Below are 17,794 nucleotides of genomic sequence, written 5' to 3' on the forward strand. Positions count from 1 at the left end.
TGTCGACATGAAGCAATATTTGGAACTTCTTCAAGATATTTTGGAGAACGGTGTCGCCAAAGGTGACCGTACTGGCACTGGGACCAAGTCCGTGTTCGGGAGGCAGATTAGACATAACCTGTCGAAGGGCTTTCCTCTGCTGACGACGAAGAAGTTGCACTTCAAGAGCATCGCCAACGAGCTAATCTGGTTCCTTAGCGGGAGCACGAATGTCAGTTGGTTGAAGGAAAACGGAGTCTCAATCTGGAACGAGTGGGCCACCGATGACAATGAGCTCGGTCCCGTCTACGGCAAGCAATGGACGGCATGGCCGACCAAAGACGGTCGTACCATCAACCAGATTGACTACGTAGTCAACACGCTTCGCAATAACCCGAACAGTCGGCGCATCCTGTTCCACGGCTGGAATCCGGAATACTTGCCCGACGAGTCAATCAGTCCGCAAGAAAACGCCCGACAAGGTCGGATGGCTCTGCCGCCTTGCCATCTGCTGTATCAGTTCTACGTCGCGGAAGGTAAGCTGTCCTCGTTGTTGTACATCAGAAGTTCGGACAGCTTCCTCGGGCTACCATACAACATCGCCTCCCTGGCATTGCTCACGCACATGCTCGCTCAGCAGTGTGATTTGACGCCGCACGAAATCGTGGTCAGCATCGGTGACCTGCATGCTTACTCGAACCATATGGACCAGATTCATACGCAGTTGGAGCGCGAGGTTCGTGAGTTGCCTCAGTTGAACATCAAGCGACGTCCGGAATCAATTTACGACTATAAGTTCGAAGATTTCGAAATCGTCGGCTACAACCCGCATCCGAGCATTTCCGCTCCAATTGCCATCTGAACCATCGGTCAAGCGCACGGTGGGCACAGGATGCCTCGTGCGCGTACGAAACAACGAGACCGCGGTGAGCCCACCCTACGCTAGGACGTCGTCTCACCCTTCCATCAGCGGGCATCGCGCGGTCTCTGTCCATCTCAGATGTTCAAGGGCTCCACGTAGTCAGCATCTATCCCATCATCGCCGATGCCCACGCGACTCAGCTCGATGTCTTTCCTTTCGCATACGATTTGCAAAGCCTTGAACAGCGCGGGCTCCATTCGATGCCCAGCAATGACCCGTTTCACGGGGCTCGGCAGATAGAAGTACGCGTCTCGTTGCAACACGCGAACCTCCTGTTCGTATTCCCATTCGCGGTACTTCGACGACAACACCTGTTCGGCGGCCTGCTCAGGCGAGAAGTCGTCCCCAAACGTTAGCGACGCGAAGACGCCACGATAGCTGACCTCTTTGATTTCAGGGGCATCGTCCGGCAACTCGACTTCGATTGCCAGACCCTCGAAGCCAGAGGCGTAGTGAGCCCAAAGCAGGTGACAGTCGAAGGTCTTCGCCAGCGAGCAAACCTTGAGCCCCTTCTTCTGCTCTACGACTCGGGCAACCTGTTCCTTAATGTCGTCTTCGCGCGAGCTCTTATAAGAATAGGCGAACATGCCCTCCATCGGGTCATTCAGCTGCCGCCAGTCCGCACAAAACAAACGGCTGTTGAGCATGATGTCAAACGCATACTGAATTTGACTTGCAGGCCTGAATTTATATGCCTTCAATTTTTCTTCTCCCTAGTCATTTTTCCTCCACGCGTCGCCGCAGTTGATTTCTTGCGAGCGTCTCGCTTTTTCTTCGCACGCTTTTCCTTCGAACTTCTTTCACGCTCCAGCTTTTCAAGATAGGCCTTACGCTCGTGCCCCCACCGCCGCTGCTCATCGAAACGCACGTCATGAGCAACACTATCGAGGCCGGGATATATGAACGACTTGGTAAACCCAAAATGTCGAAGCTGCTGCCAGATAATCGGAGTCTTTTCCTGTGGAATCAAAATCTTAGTAATAAGTGGCCTAACTGCGGAGAACCAATCGAGCGGGTTCACGTCTCTGCCATGGATTGTAAACAGCCCGGACTGAGCCCGAATTCGCGGCGATAGCTGGGGCGCTGTAATACAGAGCGGCGCGTAGTTATCGAAGTGCTCGGACGACAACATAGTAGGTCGCGTGTACGCCTCCCAGTAGCCGTAGTCTGCGGCCACATCTACAACCTCATCAATGTCTGCGTGCATCGCGTGATTCACCTTGTGCGGATTCATCGCGAAGACTGCCGCTGCATTTTTGGCGAATTCGTCAATCTCTTCTTCGCGGTCTTCATCAGAAGCTACGCCCGAAGACTGCGAGTCTTCAATCGCAAAATACAAAGCGACCAACGCGTTTGTGGTCCAGTCGAGAAGCCTCGTTGGTACACCATGGTGCTGCATCAAAAACAACCATTCGAAATCATTGCGCGGAACGAAATCCAAAAATGGTATCGAACGACGCTTGAAATCACTTAGCATTCGCTCCGGGCTAACTCCAGTTAGCTCATATCCGCTCGCCCTTAGTACCTCAGTACCATCTAAAGGCCGTCCGTATGCATCGCGAAACGCAACCAAGTCTCGAAGCGCCCCCGGCGTCAATCGGTAGGTCGCGCTCGAATGCCCCCGAAACCAAGCCGTGTCATTTTCCGCGCTGTTGATTGCCGACACTACGTCGATATATGCACTCAGCGAATCAACAACCACCACTTTTAGATTTTCTGACATACGTTTGACATATAGAAATTTGTAACACCAGACAGCCGTAGTCACAGAAAGGCATGACGAGAAGGCGACACCTTGGATAACGGCATGCCGGGTCGAAACTTGACTATCGCCGGTAATAGCACGCTGACCCAGCGAGACACATCAGAGGCCAGCGTGTCCACTTAGAATTCATCCGGCATGCTGGCGTTCCTTGGCATCTCCTCCAGCCCCAGCAGCACGCGTAGCAACTTCAGTCGCGGAGCGTCACCAGCAAACTTTGGCTCGATACGCTCCTGCAATTCCCTAAAATGGCGCGCGTCGAGGCGCAATCGCCCCGTATGCAAAGCAAGAGCAAATTCCCCAGCCGCTTCTCCCTGTCTTCTCCCGTATTGCTCGAAGACATTTGAGAGGAAATCCAACATGAACTGGCTTGAGTTTCGCTCCCGAGAATAATCCAACTCGCCGACACGAGCACACCGAAGCAATGCCGCCTGGATGGCACCGTCGTTGTATCGAGTGAAGTTCTCTGGATGCAAAATTACCTGCTGAAATGCATCGGTGGAAAGACGGTTCGCTTCGTCATCGAACTTGCCTTCTCTGGCGTTCTGGAGCAGCGCCCCGACCGTCGCGAGGACGCCAGCACTCGTCTCGTCGTCCTCCTTATAGAACGGTGTCCAGTACGCAAAATCCGCTCGAAGCTTCAGGCGTTCGGTAAGTTCGTCGTCGGATGCGATGAACGCGCATCCCGCCAGACCACATTCCGAACCGCGAAGGTTACCTATCCTGTCTTGGAAAGAAGCTCCAAACTCCTGCTGTACATTCTTGAAGATGTCCGCTTCGTTCAGAAAAGACTCCGATATCCCTGGGCCAATCGCGATACCCATGAAGCGCTCAACATTGATAGTGGCTTGGGTCGCAGAGTGCTTGAGATTGGGAGTAAGTGCATTCACTTGCGTAGCCGTCTCGGCAATCTGAGCGCCGATGAGATAGGTCCTCGCACCGCGATGGATATCCCGCAAATCGCGACTGATTGAGAGAAGCTTTGTACCGCGCCCAACCACAGCAGCGACGATGAGCATTGCCCCTATGGGGTCCGGCATCGATGTCTGCGCCTCGATTTCGACGTCCGACACTACACGCAGTGGCTCTGCCCGATTCATGACCTCCTGCAAACGCTTCGCACAACGCTTTGCGATTTCGTGCGAAGCAGCATCGCTCTGGTAGACGATGGTTTTGACCGATGCCGGCGTCTTCTGGCACAGGACGTTATCAGTAAACTTCGCAAATTCGCCGTTTTCCAGTAGGGCACACCCGTCGAGATAGACGGGCCGCACCTTGGCTGTAGGGACACTTCCGCGTGACTGGACCGCGAGCCGGCCGGTCTTCGCGAATGCTTCGCAAAATCGCGCGACCGCCTCAACACGGTGTTTAGCCTTTTTCAAAAGCACCGACTTTGGGAGGAGGTCCTCCGGCGCAAACCTTTCACCAACAATTGATAGGTCCTTGAGCTGCCCGTAGCGCTGTTGCTGGTCATCCTCTATGCCATCTGGCGTTTCCAGCGCGTAAAGGGCATCTCCATGATGCCTTGCGCAATCCAGCGTTAGGAGCGTGACAACTTCGTCAGGATGACAACGCGTCCTCTTTTTCCACTCCTGCTCAAGATTCATCGACGACGAAGCTGAAATCATTGTGAACGACGTCCCGTACAAGGGGGCATCAACCTCATCCAGCCCATCGTGCGAATGGAAGCTTACGACGCGCGGGCGCGGAAGGTCGTAAAGCGCACAATAGATTTCTCGAAGCGCGTAGGCAACGGACGCGATTGCCATCGTATCCACGAATATGACGTCCAGCTTTGCGCCAACTGCCAACGCTCGCTTGTTCAACTTCTCCAGCAGTGCGAACGCGAGGAACTGTGCGCTCTCGACTTCCGTCAGGGCCTCCTCGGCTCGTAGGAAGTGAGTCGACCGCTTTTGCGATGGCTTCACGAATGTGAAACCAGGCGGTGCCACCACGAACACGCGCCGCGCATCGAAGAGCTTCTCTAGCCCTGCCTTGCGAATCGCTTTTGACTGGCTTTGTAGGATGTCATCAAGCTTGTCGACTGGGTTCCGAAGCTGACGGTGTAGGCGGACAGCTCCATCGCGTTTAAAGGAGCAAACGCATATGCAGACTTTGGTCGATGCACGGTTCGCCGCTTGCGTGAGGAGCCGGTCCCCAAAAGCAGAGACGATTAGGCCCGCATCAGTTGCTTCGCAGATGATTGCGACCACGTCGGGCGGATTTACACTTTGAAGGCCAGTCTCGATGGCGTCAGCAAGGTTTGCCTCATTGAGTTTGCCCGGCGGTTTAAAGAGGAAGTGAAAATTCCTTGTCGGGACGCCATCCGCAAATGTCCAATCGAATGCGAAATATCCCTTCATAGCAGCACCTTCGAGAGCGGCACCACAATCGAATAGCAAGCGCCAGCCGTCATCGGTAATACTGGCTGCTCTTTGAGCCAGTGCGTTGGTGCAAACAAGGCTTCTGCCTTCGGGGCGGAGAAGTCTTGTACGAGGCAGACGCGACCGGTCCGCAATCGAAGGTAGGCGTTCAGCCGTTGCAGCGTCTGAAGCACGTACGAAAGCCCTCCACCGCTACCTGCTGTTGTCTTGGTCGTCGCATGAAGCTCAAAGCACTTCTTGACGAGGGCCACCTCGTCAGCAATCGACAATTGCTCTATCTTGTCGCCCGGGTCACCGTGGCGCGAAAGCCAACGACGCGCGAGTCCAGGACCAGTGTCAAGTACTGTAAGCTCGAGCAGAGCAGATTGCCGGTTCTGCCAGCGCTCATCAGAGCCCTTCGATGTGCGCCGGTTGGCGATATTGTGCAACAGGTAAAACGAAAGTCTGGGGTCACCCTCGCCTAGATGAGCGGCAGCAGTTTCCGCGTCGTAGGTGATGAACTTCGCCATAACTGCGCGAAGATTCTTCGGGTACGGTCGACCTTGCTCATCAGTTGTAGCGTGCTCGTCCGTATTTTTGAAGAGTTCGTAGATAAGCGTTCCGAGCCAGATTCGTCTTGTCTCGGTCATCTGCTGTTCCGCTGATGGAGCACACGCCGCAATTATTCGAGAAGTGAGCGTGACGAACTCGTCTCGGGACCGTATGGCGCCAACCTCAGCCCGCGAGTACAAGGGAATCAGGAACTCATTCTTCGCACGTGAAAAGCAACCGAGAAATACCCCTCTCCCATGCATTGTTTCTCTAAAGCTGCTCGACTGCATGGCTTCAATCCGTGCGACCGCGTTAGCAAGCGCGGCCCGCGTCGACATCACTTCTCCCGCTGCAGTCTCAATAGCATCTGCGAAGTACGCTGCCGCTATGCCATGCGGTTCTTTAGACAATGCTTCCGCAGCTTCTCCGATATGTTTGCTGTACAAGCGGAGAGTGGGTTGTGAGACGTTGCGCGACCATGCTGCGGTCAGCTGTATTAGCGAGCCGGGAACTCCGGCGCCACCACCGAATTTCAGCGTCGTGGGTAAACGCAGTGTCTCCTCGACTTGAAACTCAGAATAGGCTGCCTCTATCTCTTTGAGGCTGACGGCTTGAGAAAAGGAAATCATGAACTCTCGATTCGCAAATTCGCTTTCTGCTAACCAGGGACACGTGGCGTGCCTCGACGGTATGCCACGCATGCGATGTGACTGGCGAGTCCTTCCAGTCCTTGCCATGCACGGACCGGAAAGGGCGCAAGTCAGCCCGCGCTCAAAGCATAGAGTTCGGCCCAAGAAGCGGGCCCAGAATACCAGCGCCTGAGATTCGAGCAAGCTCGGAGCACTTCCGCAGCGGTGCGAGATAGCTCTCCCGCAGGCAAGAGAAGCGAAAGGGTCTTCGTAGCATCCTCTATCACTGTAGCGCGCTTCTCAGTCTCTCGGAACGCCCCCGCTGCTATAAATAGGGTGTGCAGAATCGGCATCAACCTCATGTCGTTGGTCGTAGTGCCCGCGACGCGAAACAGGAAGTCGCGTACCACCTCCGCCAATTTTACATCCGCCTCTATAAGCGCCAGCAGAGCGACATCGGCGACACAGCGAAGCTTGTTGTCCCAATCGACATCGTCCGCCGCCAACGTAAGCTCCCTAAGCCCATTCATTCCCGCTTCGTATATTCCAGACTCAACATGTATGACTTGTGAGGTTGCAACGAGTGCGCTCCATACTGGCGAGAACGGAGACTCAGCCAATCGCTCCCGGGCGTTCGATGTCTCTGCTGGGGTCAGCTTCGCCTCCTGACGATTGCGCATGTTCCCGCAAGGGCCAGCGGTGTGAAACGATGCGAAGTTCTGACTTAGACGCCTATTCACGAGCTCTTTTATTCGATTCTCCAGCTTATCGCTCAACACACCATCTGCAGCATTTCCGCCCACGGTAACGAGCAATTTGAATACGTTGTCCCATATGGCCTCTGCGGTGTTCAACGACGCCGCGTAGTAGGGGTCTACGTGGAGGTCCATAACCTCTGCGGCAACTCGCGTGGGCTGCAAATGTTCCGCGACCCATGACTCCAACGCCGGCATGATGAAATTTTGATTGCCATAGCCCTGCAAAATCACGCCGGCCTGCATCCGGGCGGCCATGCGCTTCCAATGGGGCTGTACTAGAGCTGCATCATCCAGTGTCTGTATCTCGGAAAGTGCCAACCTATTGAACAAAGCCGCTGCGGCGAATAAGTGAGCGCCGGCCATGTGTTCTTTACAGAGGCGTTCGATGCAATCCCGCGCCAACTGTACGAACCGAGGGTCGCTTGCACGGACAATCCCAATTTCCGCTAATCCAAGCAGTGTGTATGGGTCTCCAAGTTCCTTCAAGCTCTGAACGGCGAACCAGAGCTCGTCGTTCTCAACATGCTGAACTAGCCGCGACGGAGCCAAAATGATGTCGAAGAACCCCAAGCATGCGATACGCAAACCTTCAATGAGGTCACGCTCAATTAGCCGAGTTCGGTACGGAAGCAGGGTTTCGGCCGCATACTCCGGGAAGCCGAGACTCCTTTCTACGGGACCTAGAAGCGCAGCGTAGTACCTGGTGCTATCAGGCACGAGAGTGTTCAGCTCCGGGGGCCGCTCTCGCTCACCCCGTATCCTCAGCCATCTGGCTTTCACGCCGTTAATGCGCTCCTCGAGCAGTAGGTCGAAGTCCCTCTCCGCTAAGATATCGTTGCTTACGGAGGCAATGATGCGCTCGCCATCAGTAAATGTTGGACCAAGCTCGCTTACCGCTTGGCGTACTGCGGCCAGACGGGCAGCGTCATCCTTCATCAACCCAGCGAGCTCTGGGAACGGAAGTCCCATCCAAGTACCATCTTCGAGGAGCTCAGCCAGAATCGTTTCGCTTTCCAAACGCATGCGACAACCGTCGAATTCATTCAGGCCGTCCTCAGCCGTACGCCTTGCTGCTTGATATAGAGCACTGACCGTGAATGAATGCGTACCGAACTGCACCGCATGTTCGACGGTCTCGCTGACGAGGTCGCTCATCGAGGGTTCGTTCTGCAAGTAGTCGCGAATTCGGCTGGGAAGCAGCGCAACGAAGATGTGAAGTTGCTGCTTCGAGTCTGCGTCCAGTTCATCCTTCAGTGCCTTGAATGCATCCAACTGCACTTGGATAAGGGCGGTAATCCTTCCCAGAAGGTCACGATTTGCGTACACCGCAGGCTGCAGCAGCTCATCGTCCAGCAGTTCCTGGAACTTCATCCGGCGGTCACGTTGCCAAAACGTCGCCTTGAGTAACAAACCGGATATGGTTACAGCGGCCATCTCGAGGGCAGCGGCCCGAGGATTGTTTTGACCGTTACCGACGGCTGTCCAGAGGGGCCTACCAAGCGCGTCCAATGCCCACCTCGTGAGCGCAATGGCTCTGTCCGGAGCGACATCAGCTGTTTCCCACGAGCGAGCGATTGTGTCGACAAGAGCCGTGGAAATTGACTGAAGGAACTGACGGTCCTGAACGCTCCCAGTGTCAAGCGCACAGGCATGCGTTAGAGATTGACGAAGGGTCCGTACTTCATAACTCTCTCGAAGGAGACTGGAGCTGTCCACTCCACAGGCGTCAAGCATGCCAGCAAGCTCTCCGCCATCGACGTTGATATACGTCGCGCCTCTCAAGCGCAGGCGATGCCTCGCATGCGCGCCTTCCGCCGGGCTTAAAAAACCCTCCGAAATCATGGAGTCAATGACGTCAAGCGTCGAGTAAGTATGAATGAGCTTTCCGAGTTCATCCTCGAAACCGGGTATTCGGGTGAAATACCGGTCATCGATAACAAGATTCTCAACGGGATGTCCTGCCTGCAGAAAAGCTAGCAGCGTAGGCAGCGTTTCGGCCTCTCCGTCCCGAAGCGCTCTAAGCTTCTCACTTCGTGGACGTTCCGCTATCAAATTGACTTTACCTGCCTCCAGCGCACGTCTAAGCGCCGAGCGCGCAGAATCAATTATCTCCACGAGACTTTCTCGCTCATCCGCCTCAGCCTCCAACTGCTCGTGGTCGTCTTTCAAACCAGGAGAACACCTGAGCGTAAGACCAGCCTGCGCTACCGCATCTAAAGTGCCAGACCGATGCAAATAGCGAATGGCTACGTCGTCGACGTAGAACAGAGTGTCGTGCGATGCAGTTGGGAGTTGGGTTTTGGGCCCCGAATCCATCAAGGTAATCTTCGAGGCGGCATTCTCCGCAACCGCCTGAGCAATCTTTCCAGTTCGCAACAGCAAATCGATGTACGTCTGGCAGGAGACCACATAACCCTGATATTCCCTCAAGTTGGCCGGAGCCTCATTGAGCGAACCGGCACGAAATACCGGAAACGCAGTAATGACGAAACCTTGGGTGGTTTTCGCGGACTCCAATAGCTGCGCCAATCTCGGCCCGACCTCCTGAATGAGCCAGTCTGGCGGTTGATTACCATCCTCGACGGTGCGGAGAGTCAAGCGTCGCAGCGCCGCAAGTATGCTGTGAGCAAGCTGCAACTCCGACGGCTGCCGAAATCGCATGTGGCGGCTCTCGACGAGAAGTAACTCCAGGGTGTCAGGCGCGATATGGACACGCTGAAAGAACTCCAACGCCCTATCGAACAGCCCTAGTGTTGTGAGCGTCAGAATACTCGTGATATCGAAACCAATTGGGTCACAGTTAGCGAGTGTCGATTTCTCCAGTCTGGCGCCGAAGAACGGAAGAACGACACGTTTACGTGCGTCGGTTTGCCTCTCGTTTGCTGAAGGAATAGCGCAATAGAGCCTGGCAATCGGCATTTTGAGCACCGACGCAATCAACTGTATTGGGGCCGTGCTCTTTTGCAGGTGGTCCGACAAGCTTTCATTCCTCTTCTGTAAAGAGGGCAAAATCTCCTCGGTCAGTTCCCGAACTGGGATTCGCTTGATAACACCGGATGTGTCTGTCGCCGCTGCGTGATGCAGCCAAGCTGCACTGAGCTCATCCTCACGGCCCAAGGTCACCGCAGCGTTATAAGCCGCGACGAGTGCTGGTGCACTATCGGATGCCTTTTCCGCTGCAAGTCGAACAAGTTCAAATGCCTTCTCGGTGGGCACGTGCCCATCGTTGGCTAATTGGGCTAACAAGAGCAGCGTACGTGGAGAATGGTTATTCTTCCGCGGCCATTCTCGGTCGAATATTGCGGCGAAGTGCTCCCAGTCACCCGATTTGATTGCGATGTTGATATCGAGACCGACGTGACTTTCGGCATTTGGCTGCGCTACCAAAAGCTCGTCGTTCAGTGCACGCGCTTTTTTCCACTCACCGCACTGCAGGAGACTCCAGGCAAGCTGCGATTTCAACTCTAGGTCATTTCCGACCACGTCGTGCTCTGCTTCAAGGAACTCAACCATTTCTCTGGGGTCCAGATTCGTTCGGTGAGAAAGACATGCAACGACGATTCTAGCGTTTGGTAACGCACGCTCCAGTTGGTAAAGCTCCCGGGCCTTTGGCTCCAACGCAACGAAGTCTTGAACCTTCAGCAAGTGCTCAACGAGCAAATGGAGATTCACAATCGTTGGAGATTCTGTATAGATGCGCTCCAACCTGGGTCGAATATCCTCGCCCTCCGTCGCCGCGATTTCGGCCTCTAACTGAGCAGCATGGTCGGCAGAAAACACGCTTCGATTGGACTCTAGTTCCTCGCGCGCACGAATCGCTTGACCATCGGATGCCAGCAACGCTTTTATTCTGACACTCGTCAGAGCACGAGGTTGTATCACACCGCTCAAGCCGCTGCGATGGCGTTCAAGGAAATCCAATAGCTTTGGGGCATCTTCTGGTCGACCTAAGATATCGAGCGCCAGAAAGAATCGAGCGACCCATTCGTCCTCAGAGAGCCCTCCGAGCGTCTCCCTGACATCAAGGTAAGACATGAGAGATTCCTTGTCGGCTTGCCTGTCATATTGCCGTAGAACAGGGTACAGCTTAACCGCCTGCGACTTATCAACGGCCAGACGCGACAGTTCTTCCTCTGCTTGTAAACGCACCGCATCGTTTTTGCTTCTCAGAGCCAGCGACATTCTCGTGAAGAACGCAAATTCCGCCCTACGTTCGTTAATGGGGGCAATTTCAATCTCTGCCTTGCGGAGCAGTTCGATGCTGCCAGACCGCCAAACTTCACTGGCATCGTCTTCGTGCTGCGGCACGCTGCCAAGCATGAGACTGCCTTCGAGAGCCTGCTGACGGAGTTCAGCTGGCACGGTCATCGCTGCACGGTACATGCCCTCGATAAACAGCAAATCCGCGTACTGTCCGGCAAGAGGACGCGCCTTTTCGAGTACTTCAATTGCGGATTCCCATCTCCCAAGCTCACTGTAAGCGGTCGCGAGACTGCACCACCCAACAGGAGTTATGTCATGCAAAGCCGCCGCCGGCTCGAGGCTTTCATACCACGACACCGCGGACTCAAACCCCCGGCTCTTGGACAACACGAAAATCATTGCTGCGCGCGCGTCGGGTGACGAGATATCCCTCAAAGTTTGTATTGCAGCGCCTCCTTGGCCATCGTGCGCCTGCAATATTGCGGAGACGACGGAAACGTCGCTCTTGCAGTGCGCCTTGTCGACAAGTTCGAAGTAGGTATTTGCCTCGCCGCGCATTTCGTCTCGGCCGGACAAAATCTTCGCAGCCCAGAGGTAAACTTGTTGTTTGGCACCGTGAGATGCACCCACCAAGTCCCCAACGCGCACCCGTTCGGCCAGTGCACGAATTCTTTGATGCGCCGCCGGGTCATATATTCGCGCTTGAATGATTCTGTCTAATTCCTGCTCGACCGCACCAGTCGCGAGTGGCTCAACGGCCTGTCCTAGGTTACCCGCGACGTCCTGAGACAACGCATTCAAGTGCTCGTGAACGCCTGCAAATCCCTGACTCAGCCCCTGCTGTACGTCCTCGACCTTCGCGCTGACGGTCTCGACCACGAGCTTGCTCTGGTCTTCAAACCGCGCCCGATATCCTGCAACTAGCCCATCGACTACGATATTTATCGCACCGTCGGCCAATTCTCGCCGCTCCCCGGTCCGTACTGAATATGACTCGGCGAGACCTTCACGTAGCGACGTATCCTCCAGTCTTTGAAGACACTTCCCTTTCGCTACGCCGAAGAACGCCGCACGTACGTCACTTCCCGATAACCATTCCCTTATGGCTGGCGTTTTAAGGAACGGAGGGACGGAAAACGTTCGCTCCACAATCGCTACGCGCTTGTTCAACTCCGAGTCGTCAGTGGCTCCACCGAGCAACCGCCCGTACGTCTCAGAAAACGACTTCTGCATCTCCGGGGTGAGGTCCGCTCCGCTCTCGTAGGCATCTCGTTCTGCCTTTAACACGGTGTAGCGCGCTAGGACTTTAGGCTTGACGGCTTCCCACACCTTCCCGATTACCATCAACACTTTTGTGAAAAGGACTGAATGTGGCATTTTTGCTTCGATTTTTGGGAGCAGAGGATAAGTCTACGGCAGTTCAATGCAAAGCAAGTCGCCTGAGAACTCGGTCCGCCAACCGGACACGCAACTGGTCGAACATGCTGCGAACAGCTGCACGGCAGCCGTAACAACGTACACGCGGGGCGGCAAACCACGACCCGGAACATCGGAGTTGGGCGTAACTCCGACAACGCCCGCTTCCGCCGGCTTGCAACGTCGATTTGCCACCGAGTAACGCGGGAGCGTACGAGCGATTGTGGGGGAACATGCTGACAAATTGACGTCTCCCGTAACACACACAACTGGTGGAAGCTCGGCTCGGTGTCAACTTCCTTTTATTTCCGGTAACGTTCTGAGACTCGAGTCTTACGGATTGCAGGGTTGAACATCCATACAGCAAGGATGACCAGCGAGGTCCAAAGAGTCGACGACAGCCGTGTAGATTTTGACGAGCTCGGCACACGCGCGCGTCCGGTCGCTATGGTCCTGCGTATAAGATGACAACCCCTTCGGCAAAGTGATTTCGAATCCCTCTCCAACAAGCTCGTGATCATCTTTGGATTCGCTGACACCCATGTTGTGAACAGAGTTTCTCAACGCCGCATACCCTCTGATGAGGCTACGGTCTTGTTCTGCGTTTGGCCTTGAATACGTCGATATCTTCGAGAAGACAAAATCAACTATTCCAGCACTAGACTGCTGCCCTCTCATCAACTTCGCAATTCTCTCGAGAATCGCGTCTCGCTGCGGCGCGTCCAAAGCAGTCGGATACTGCTCGACCAGCTCCCTCAGTTTTCGCATCCGTTGGCTCGGCGCTCGTGGATTCCTCTCCATGAGAGCGTTACGAATCCTCGTCATCCACGTCTCGAAAACCGAGTAGGTCCCAACCATGAAGTCCAGATAGCATCGACCTACATAGTGGTCTCTGTATTCAGCCGTCATCCTTTCGAAATCTATGAAAGCTGCGTTAAGTTTATTTATATTTTCTGCGTCCGTGTTACCAGCGATTTGGCGAAACACTTGCCTCGATGGTCCACGGCCATCGAGACAAGTCGCAATCTCATCATTCACAAAGTTGTAGACTAGTGCGTCCACCTCGTCTGAGATACCGCAATAGAAGGATGTCAGCCCCGAACCAGAAGGGACTTCATAGCAGAGCTCCAGCTTATTTTGATACTCCAGACAGAGACCTTTCAGCAGCATAAGCTGATTGATGCGGTCTAGCTGGTTGCGGTCAAAGGCAAACCGCTGTTGAAATGACGGAAACTGTTCCATTTTCTTCATAGGTACGTGTATCTAGCAAGACCCGCGCTGCGGGTGGATTATTAACCGTCGTTTTCTATTGGGCCGGAACGCTTTCCTTTGACGCGACCTGCTCCGCCAGCGAGGCGACGTCCGCCACGCTTGCTCGAGTAGAGTAGTCCGACCGACGCGGGAGGCGCTCGAACACCCCTTCGCTCTTGGGCTCCGCGAACCAAATACAAAACTGCTTTGCTCGAGTGATACCCACATAGGCAAGGCGCAACGCCTCATCCTGTTGGGCTAAATCATAGGCCCGCTCACGTCCGTGAGCACTGCTAGCCAGTTCTGCCTTGAGATACACGCTGTTCCGCAATACGTTGCGACCAACGTAGCGTATTTCACCAAGCAGTACGACGTAATCCGCTTCCAGCCCTTTACTTTGATGCAGGGTTGTCACCAGCAGGTCACTCTCGTCGACCCCGCGAAATGCATTCCGGACAGCCTTCGCCGTTGCATCCAGTTTCGCTCGACTCAAGACGAACACGCGCTCACCGTTCTGTTTCTTCCGCAGCAGAGTGCGAACCACTCGCACGACGTCGTCACTCTTGAACTCGGTCACCTGGCAAACCGGGGTTGGCAAGTCCTTATACTGTGATTCGGCCACTCCGCGCAGTTTGTCCTCCATTCTTTCCCGCAAGTCTATTAGCGCATCCTCTGCTGCACGGATGATGTTTGCCGACGAGCGAAAGTTTTGATTCAGTTGCAGCGCTTGCTTCGGCGCGCCACGGAAATATTTGTGGAAATCCATAAAAAATTTCGGCGAGCTTCCGCGCCATCCATAGATTGATTGCCAATCATCCCCGACTGCTATCAAGGTTGGCTGAATGGCGTGTCCGGATTTCTTCCACAGGCTTGTCTGCGCGGCCGTCACGAATTTGACGATTGCCGGGGAGATGTCCTGGAATTCATCAATGAGCAAATGCTGTACAGGTGATAGGTCAGCGGCATCCATTTCCCCAAGCACATCTCGCTCATCGGCGAGGGCTCGGAATATCTGATTGAACGTCCAGACCCTGCGAGCCTCCAGCGCTTCGTAAAAGGACGAGTAGTATTCAGCGCAAGCACGCCCGAACTGCTCCTCAACCGAGTCTGTGCCAAGAAGGGGAAGCTGGTCCAGCGAGCGAGGGTCAACAGAAAGATTTTCCGCAAACTGCCCAAACGTAAAGAGCGCGTAAAACACGGGGACCAGTTTGCGCTCGCCGGGAATACGAATTTTGAACTTCGGAGCGGTGTTCGTTTCTGGCAGTGCCGCCCAGTGGAGCTGCTTCTTCAGTGCCGTCAAGTCCTCCTCGTCCGTGACGTACCGAATCTTCTGCTCACATTGCGCCAGGAGCAGAGCCTGCTTGTTTTTCGAGGCGAGAAAGTTCCTAACTGGGGTCGTCCGTCCGAACCCGTTCATCGTGTCACGTATCTCACTATGCACGCCCAGCACCACGTAGGTATCGACCGAGGGGATGTAGCCGTGAGCCACATATTGCCCATTGTCAACAGTCAGAGCGCAGCGTTCGGCGGGCAACTTGAGCTCCCTAACGCCCGGCAAAGGCCACAAACCGCGTTGGCGCCAATCGGCCTCCACATAAGCAGAAAACTGTTCATCTCGGCGAAGAATATTTTTCTCAAAACGAACAGCTTCGATAGCATCTTTGTCATCCTTATCGATTGGAGGCGAAAGGAACGATGATTTCAAGAGCTCCTTCACAACGTCACGAAACGTACCGCTTTGGGAGAAACGAACCGTATAAGCGTCGTGCAACAAGCGCAGCTGGGGGCGCGACAGGTCGCCGGGCATCAGGCTATCAACGTTGTTCGCACTATTCTCCTCCTCGCTGAGCAAATCGTCGCTCGAAGGAGTAACATCAGAAGGCGCGGTAACGACTTCCGCGCTCTTCGTTACCGCAGGAACGTCATCTTTCAGGAACTCGAATACGGCGACATCTCGCCCCCTCTTTGCACGAAACAGCTGCAAAGCCTTTGAATGAAAGGTTCGAACCGATGCTTCTGCTTCTTTCAGAGTAATCGGCGTCGGCCAAAACTGAGACTCCTCGACCAATTTCTCGATAAAGTCGCGACGTGACTTCCGCGTGAACGTGAACACAGTGATGTGACGCAAGTGTACGTTCAGGTAGTTAGTCGCCAATAGGAAGCGATTCACGAGTGACGTCGACTTGCCTGAGCCAGCGCCCGCTAGTACCGGAAGCGCGGCCCGTGTCGAGAAAATCAGCTTCAGTTGGTTGTCTGTCGGGCCAATGCGTTCTCCGCTACCGGGTTTCTTTTCCCGATACATATGTTCCCGAGCATTCCGCTGAGTGCTAGGTTTGATATCGAACGCATCGCCAGCATAGACTTCCTTGATAGTCGCTACAGGAGAAGTCACCGTTGGTTTCGGCTGTTGCGGCCTCACTGCTGGGGGCTGCTGAACGGGCCTCTGCGGAACAGCCTTGCGCTTGCTCGCTCTTGCGAGTCCAAGAAAAGCCAGGAAGCTATCCCAGAGTTGTAAGAACCACTGCGTCATCGACAAACCTCGTAGAACTGGCGACCTGGCAATCGACGTCGCTGCCATCTGGTTTCCCGGTCGCCTTGTTTTGGGTTCAAGCTGGCCTCCTGGCGCAAGGTCCTCAAACGCAGGCGCGCGAGGTCTGGACTATTCGGCTCGGCACATCCTTCAAGCACTTGCGGGTGCTTCTTGCCCAGACGGAAGTGGAGTACTTAGATTCCGTCGAGCAGACCGAGAATATCTCAATATTGAGAGGGAGACATACCGATTCCCGGGAACAATGCTCCGTATGCAGCGCACTTAAGCTTTGTCAGTTCGTGCATCTCATGTTTTTTGTAGCGCGCGACAAAACCCGCGCGTACGGGGGGCTGATTATTGTTGCCAGGAGCGCTCTTGTGGGTTCCGAGGTCACGGCAGCATGCGCGACAACTTGCAATTTCCGACGACTAGGGCACGCTCCCTCCGTGCATCGGGATGGCGGTACGTAGAGCATGGGTTCTGAAAGCCCTTCCGCGATGCAGACAATCTACTCGTTCGTGGTCAAGTTTTCAGTGTCTGCTCCGTTAACCCGTTCGATGGCTTGGGAAGATTGTCTGTTGGTCGCGGCCAACCAGGCCCGTTGGCGGGCGTAGTGCCGCCACAACATCATGCCGAAGCACAGCATTCCGCAAATCATTTTGACCAAGAAAGTTGCATCAAGAAAACTCTTAGTCGAGAAAAAAGGATATACAAATAGATGAAACAAACTGAGCATATAAAGGCAGTTTACGACCACATCAAAAAGACCATCCGGTCTAAGTGCAGCGACGCTGAGTGGCTGGCGCTTAAGCATATTATCTCCATGGAGATTTCGGGGTGTGCCGTTGGTTTGTGTATGCTGCTGGTTCATTTCTTAGCGTCAAGATTATTTCATAAAAATATCGGCCTTCATTTCTTTGAACATCTGTCATCTGTAGATAGCGAATTTATACTTTCCGGGCTTGCCACGACAGGCATACTATTCATGCTGTCCGGTTGGTTTCTAGAGGCACGCGCATACCGATACATTGTCAAACCATGGCTGGGACTTATCATCCATTCTTTTGCATTGCTTGCTGGGGCCGCTGTGCCTATAGGCATCGGCGAAGGTTTCAGCGAGATGAACTTCATTAGCGGCCTTGGACTCGCCATCGTAATATTTTTGAGTGGAAATTTAATCGCAGTATTTTTTAGCTTGCTTAGTATCGGCGCGAATCCAGAGCAATCAACTCAGCAGTCCGGCGCCATCGATGGTATCTTCAAAGTACCCATGCTGCGATTTCTTTTTGGGCTCATCTCATTTATTGTTTATTTTTCACTCCAATCCTGATGGCTTATTTTAAAAACACAAACACTCAACTCGATAATAATCTGACAGGGAAAATTACATAACCCGAGCCGGCCCTCTTTGACATAGTGCCGGGCGCTC

The 17,794-nt window shown here is 54.3% G+C and carries 9 protein-coding genes; 2 read left to right on the top strand and 7 right to left on the bottom strand.

Annotated elements, in window-relative coordinates; all coding sequences use genetic code 11:
• The first annotated feature begins 7 nt into the window (after positions 1 to 7).
• A complete protein-coding gene (locus tag BTE28158_RS15015; protein WP_151047013.1) occupies positions 8 to 841 on the top strand; it encodes a thymidylate synthase in 834 nt (277 codons plus the stop codon).
• A gap of 134 nt (positions 842 to 975) precedes the next feature.
• Here BTE28158_RS15015 and BTE28158_RS15020 read toward each other — a convergent pair whose 3' ends face one another.
• The 7 genes from BTE28158_RS15020 to BTE28158_RS15050 all read right to left on the bottom strand — a co-directional run bounded on the left by BTE28158_RS15020 (position 976) and on the right by BTE28158_RS15050 (position 16,365).
• Entirely contained in the window at positions 976 to 1,602 is a 627-nt protein-coding gene (locus BTE28158_RS15020; RefSeq protein ID WP_089460612.1) for a hypothetical protein, read from the bottom strand.
• Entirely contained in the window at positions 1,599 to 2,624 is a 1,026-nt protein-coding gene (locus BTE28158_RS15025; protein ID WP_089460611.1) for an FRG domain-containing protein, read from the bottom strand. Before BTE28158_RS15025 ends, BTE28158_RS15020 begins: the two co-directional genes overlap by 4 nt.
• A gap of 161 nt (positions 2,625 to 2,785) precedes the next feature.
• The gene (locus tag BTE28158_RS15030; protein WP_151047015.1) at positions 2,786 to 5,026 is read right to left on the bottom strand and encodes a hypothetical protein; all 2,241 of its coding nucleotides are present in this window, start codon (positions 5,024 to 5,026) and stop codon (positions 2,786 to 2,788) included.
• Positions 5,023 to 6,207 carry a hypothetical protein gene (locus BTE28158_RS15035; protein ID WP_124475529.1) on the bottom strand — a complete coding sequence of 395 codons (1,185 nt, stop codon included), beginning with the start codon at positions 6,205 to 6,207 and terminating at the stop codon, positions 5,023 to 5,025. Before BTE28158_RS15035 ends, BTE28158_RS15030 begins: the two co-directional genes overlap by 4 nt.
• Positions 6,208 to 6,338: 131 nt before the next feature.
• Positions 6,339 to 12,545 (bottom strand): HTH domain-containing protein, encoded by a 6,207-nt coding sequence (locus BTE28158_RS15040; protein ID WP_151047017.1) that lies wholly within the window; start codon positions 12,543 to 12,545, stop codon positions 6,339 to 6,341.
• A 372-nt stretch (positions 12,546 to 12,917) separates the two neighbouring features.
• Positions 12,918 to 13,835, bottom strand: a complete 918-nt coding sequence (locus BTE28158_RS15045) for a flagellar basal body-associated FliL family protein (RefSeq protein WP_089460607.1) — start codon at positions 13,833 to 13,835, stop codon at positions 12,918 to 12,920.
• A gap of 55 nt (positions 13,836 to 13,890) precedes the next feature.
• Positions 13,891 to 16,365, bottom strand: a complete 2,475-nt coding sequence (locus BTE28158_RS15050; RefSeq protein WP_170296362.1) for a UvrD-helicase domain-containing protein — start codon at positions 16,363 to 16,365, stop codon at positions 13,891 to 13,893.
• Positions 16,366 to 17,083: 718 nt separating this feature from the next.
• On the opposite strand from BTE28158_RS15050, the gene BTE28158_RS15055 reads away from it, so the two are divergent.
• Positions 17,084 to 17,695 carry a hypothetical protein gene (locus BTE28158_RS15055; protein WP_105749897.1) on the top strand — a complete coding sequence of 204 codons (612 nt, stop codon included), beginning with the start codon at positions 17,084 to 17,086 and terminating at the stop codon, positions 17,693 to 17,695.
• Positions 17,696 to 17,794: the final 99 nt, after the last annotated feature.

The organism is Burkholderia diffusa (genome assembly GCF_902499115.1).
Classification (GTDB): domain Bacteria; phylum Pseudomonadota; class Gammaproteobacteria; order Burkholderiales; family Burkholderiaceae; genus Burkholderia; species Burkholderia diffusa.

Bases quoted from the DNA above. Each gene is read 5' to 3' on its own strand.
- BTE28158_RS15015 (WP_151047013.1), top strand. From the start codon at position 8: ATGAAGCAATATTTGGAACTTCTTCAAGATATTTTGGAGAACGGTGTC.
- BTE28158_RS15025 (WP_089460611.1), bottom strand. From the start codon at position 2,624: ATGTCAGAAAATCTAAAAGTGGTGGTTGTTGATTCGCTGAGTGCATAT.
- BTE28158_RS15030 (WP_151047015.1), bottom strand. From the start codon at position 5,026: ATGAAGGGATATTTCGCATTCGATTGGACATTTGCGGATGGCGTCCCG.
- BTE28158_RS15035 (WP_124475529.1), bottom strand. From the start codon at position 6,207: ATGATTTCCTTTTCTCAAGCCGTCAGCCTCAAAGAGATAGAGGCAGCC.
- BTE28158_RS15040 (WP_151047017.1), bottom strand. From the start codon at position 12,545: ATGCCACATTCAGTCCTTTTCACAAAAGTGTTGATGGTAATCGGGAAG.
- BTE28158_RS15045 (WP_089460607.1), bottom strand. From the start codon at position 13,835: ATGAAGAAAATGGAACAGTTTCCGTCATTTCAACAGCGGTTTGCCTTT.
- BTE28158_RS15050 (WP_170296362.1), bottom strand. From the start codon at position 16,365: ATGACGCAGTGGTTCTTACAACTCTGGGATAGCTTCCTGGCTTTTCTT.
- BTE28158_RS15055 (WP_105749897.1), top strand. From the start codon at position 17,084: ATGAAACAAACTGAGCATATAAAGGCAGTTTACGACCACATCAAAAAG.